3 protein-coding genes and 8 tRNA genes are annotated in these 3,104 nt (G+C 66.8%); all 11 read right to left on the reverse strand.

All coding sequences use genetic code 11. The annotated features are described in order from the left end of the window. Positions 1-192: hypothetical protein (locus HA630_RS14975; protein WP_166835695.1), on the reverse strand; the 192-nt coding region annotated here is incomplete at its 3' end. 95 nt (positions 193-287) lie between these two features. Beyond that, positions 288-1,463 carry a nitrate/nitrite transporter gene (locus tag HA630_RS14980; RefSeq protein ID WP_166833958.1) on the reverse strand — a complete coding sequence of 392 codons (1,176 nt, stop codon included), beginning with the start codon at positions 1,461-1,463 and terminating at the stop codon, positions 288-290. A 119-nt stretch (positions 1,464-1,582) separates the two neighbouring features. Continuing rightward, a tRNA-Asp gene (locus HA630_RS14985) sits at positions 1,583-1,659 on the reverse strand. Between the two features lie 15 nt (positions 1,660-1,674). Continuing rightward, positions 1,675-1,750, reverse strand: a tRNA-Glu gene (locus HA630_RS14990). 13 nt (positions 1,751-1,763) lie between these two features. After that, a tRNA-Ala gene (locus tag HA630_RS14995) sits at positions 1,764-1,839 on the reverse strand. Positions 1,840-1,848: 9 nt separating this feature from the next. Next, a tRNA-Asp gene (locus HA630_RS15000) sits at positions 1,849-1,925 on the reverse strand. A gap of 47 nt (positions 1,926-1,972) precedes the next feature. After that, positions 1,973-2,048: transfer RNA gene (locus HA630_RS15005), tRNA-Glu, on the reverse strand. 16 nt (positions 2,049-2,064) lie between these two features. After that, a tRNA-Asp gene (locus tag HA630_RS15010) sits at positions 2,065-2,141 on the reverse strand. Between the two features lie 3 nt (positions 2,142-2,144). Beyond that, positions 2,145-2,220: transfer RNA gene (locus HA630_RS15015), tRNA-Glu, on the reverse strand. 37 nt (positions 2,221-2,257) lie between these two features. Continuing rightward, a tRNA-Ala gene (locus tag HA630_RS15020) sits at positions 2,258-2,333 on the reverse strand. A 78-nt stretch (positions 2,334-2,411) separates the two neighbouring features. After that, the coding region (locus HA630_RS15025; protein WP_243855478.1) for a glutamate--tRNA ligase at positions 2,412-3,104 on the reverse strand (693 nt) is incomplete at its 5' end.

Below are 3,104 nucleotides of genomic sequence, written 5' to 3' on the forward strand. Positions count from 1 at the left end.
GGCGGATTCGAGCCGCAAACGCATGTCGGCCGCCTGCCGGTTGGCCAGTTCCTGCGTGTAGCGCAGCGAGGCCTCGGTCTGCGTGGCGGCGGCCTGGTCGGCCACCACCCAGACCGTGGCGGCAAACCCCGCCAGCACGATGCCCACCACCCCCAACAAAAGCCGTGCGCGCAAACCCCATTTGCCAACCATGAGTTCTCCTCGGTTTATCCCAGATCACCCTATGCAAGCGCCGTACCAAGCGGGGCGCCACGCCGCACGAAGCGGCGGTGCTGGCTGCAGGCCGGTCAACGGGCCAACCGCTCCTCGCGCAGCAGCGGCCGCATCGCCCACAGGCCCAGCAGCGGCCCCACGGCCAGCCACGGCAGCACGGCCTCCAGCGGGGTGTGCTGCGCCCAAGCCACGTGCAGCAAGATGCTGCCGATGGAGATGGCAAAGCCGAGGCTGTTGGTCAGCGTCAGCACGCTGCCCACCGCCTGCGGTGGCGCGTTGCGCGCGGTCAGCGCCGAAAACTGCGGCGAATCGCCGGACACGGTGATGCCCCAGACCAGCAGCCACAGGCCAAACAGCGCGTCGGGCGCCTGCATGGCCCAGGGCGTGAGCAGGCAGCACAGGCCGCTGGCGGCCAGTTGCGCGGTGGCCACCCGCGCCCCGCCACAGCGCCGCACCAACAGCCCGCCCACCACGCACCCGATGGCGCCGGCCCCCAGCACCACAAAGGCCGCCAGCGACACCGCCGCCCCTTGCAAGCGGGTGGCCAGCACCAGCGGCACCATGACCCAGACGGTGTACAGCTCCCACATGTGGCCGAAGTAACCGAGCACCGAACTGCGCACCCGCCGGTCGGTCCAGACGGTGGCCACCGCCGACCAGCGCAGGGGCGCGGCCGCGCCGGGGCGCACCGGCGGCTCCCCCAGGCCCAGGTACAACAACAGGCCACCGCCGGCGGCCAGGGCCGAAACGGCCCACATCAGGCGGTCCCAGGGCAGTTCGTGCCCCCAGGCGCGCAGGCCATGGGCGCTGGCCGAGCCCAGCACCAGGGCACCGATCAGCAGGCCCAGCGCCGCACCCAGCCCCTGGCGGTACCACTGTGCAGCGATTTTCATGCCCACCGGGTAGATGCCGGCCAGGCAGAACCCGGTGGCAAAGCGCCAGGCCATCAGGGCCTGCAGGTCGCGCACCCACCACCAGGCCCCCAGGGTGCACAACGCACCGGCCAGGGAACACCACAGGAACACCCGGCGCGCCGGGTAACGGTCGGCCACCGCGCCCAGCGCAAACACCAGCGTGCCCAGGATGAAACCGAACTGCAAAGCGGAGGTCAATGCCCCCAAGGCCGCGTCGGGCCAGCCCAGTTCGGCCTGCAGGTCGGGCATGATGGCGTTGACGGCAAACCACAGCGAGGTGCCGGCGAACTGTGCCAGCACCAGCACGGGCAAGACGTGGCGGGGGACTTGATCCATGCCGGGACTGTACGCCAAGGCCTGCCCCAGGCGGGTGGGCCGGCGGTCACGCAAGCGACGTGGATGCCCAGAAAACAAAAAACCGCTGCGAGTCTGCGACTGGCAACGGCTGATGGGGTTGGCGGAGTGGACGGGGCTCGAACCCGCGACCCCCGGCGTGACAGGCCGGTATTCTAACCAACTGAACTACCACTCCTGGCGGTCAAAGCGGTGGCGACCCTACGGGGATTCGAACCCCGGTACTCACCGTGAAAGGGTGATGTCCTAGGCCTCTAGACGATAGGGTCAGACCTTGAAACGTGGTGGAGGTAAGCGGGATCGAACCGCTGACCTCTTGCATGCCATGCAAGCGCTCTCCCAGCTGAGCTATACCCCCACGAAAATCTGGCGGAGTGGACGGGACTCGAACCCGCGACCCCCGGCGTGACAGGCCGGTATTCTAACCAACTGAACTACCACTCCTGGCAGGCAACCTTCGCTTGCCGAAGCAAGCCAAGCGGCTACAAACTTGGCGACCCTACGGGGATTCGAACCCCGGTACTCACCGTGAAAGGGTGATGTCCTAGGCCTCTAGACGATAGGGTCAAAACCTAGAAAATGTTGGCGGAGTGGACGGGACTCGAACCCGCGACCCCCGGCGTGACAGGCCGGTATTCTAACCAACTGAACTACCACTCCAAGTGGCGACCCTACGGGGATTCGAACCCCGGTACTCACCGTGAAAGGGTGATGTCCTAGGCCTCTAGACGATAGGGTCAAACCTAGAAAACTCGATGCCCCGTGTTGTGACCGTATGGTGGAGGTAAGCGGGATCGAACCGCTGACCTCTTGCATGCCATGCAAGCGCTCTCCCAGCTGAGCTATACCCCCATGGTCTGCAACACACACCGATTGCTTCGTTTTCACAAAGCCATCTGCGCTGGCAAGACTTGAATTCTATACCGGATTTCAGACCTTTTGAAGCGCGGCCAAAACTTTTTCGCGGCCCTGCAGGGCCAGCACCGCGTCCACCGACGGCGTCTGCGGCGTGCCCATGACCAGCACCCGCAGCGGCATGGCCAGCTGCGGCATTTTCAGGCCACACTCGGTCAGCGTCTGCTTCAGCGCGGCGGCCACGGCCTCCTTGCTCCAGTCGCCGGTGGCCAGTTTGGCAGCCAGCAGCGCCAGGGCGGGCTTGACGGGCTCGGTCACATGCTGGGCGAGCACCTCTGCGGGCGGGGTCACCTCGGCGTAAAACGCCAACGCCCAATCGGCCAGCGCCACCACGGTGTCGCAACGGTCCTTGAACAGGCCACAAATGGCGGGCAGGCGCTCGTCCACCTGCACACCGCGCTTGGCGAGCTGCGCCGCCACCAACGGGGCCAGCGCGTCGTCGGCCATGGCCTTGAGGTGCTGGGCGTTGACCCAGCGCAGCTTGGCCTCGTCGAACTGGGCGGCGCTGCGGCCCAGGTGGTCCAGGTCGAACCACAGCAGGAACTGCGCGCGACTGAAGATCTCGTCGTCGCCGTGGCTCCAACCCAGGCGGGCCAGGTAGTTCACCATCGCGTCGGGCAGGTAGCCTTCGTCGCGGTATTGCGTCACGGGCTTGGCGCCGTTGCGCTTGCTCATCTTCTCGCCCTGCTCGTTGAGCACGGTGGGCAG

The sequence above is a fragment of the Aquabacterium sp. A08 genome (assembly GCF_011742065.1).

Excerpts from the sequence above, each read along its gene's own strand:
- HA630_RS14980 (WP_166833958.1), bottom strand. The coding sequence starts at position 1,463 with ATGGATCAAGTCCCCCGCCACGTCTTGCCCGTGCTGGTGCTGGCACAG.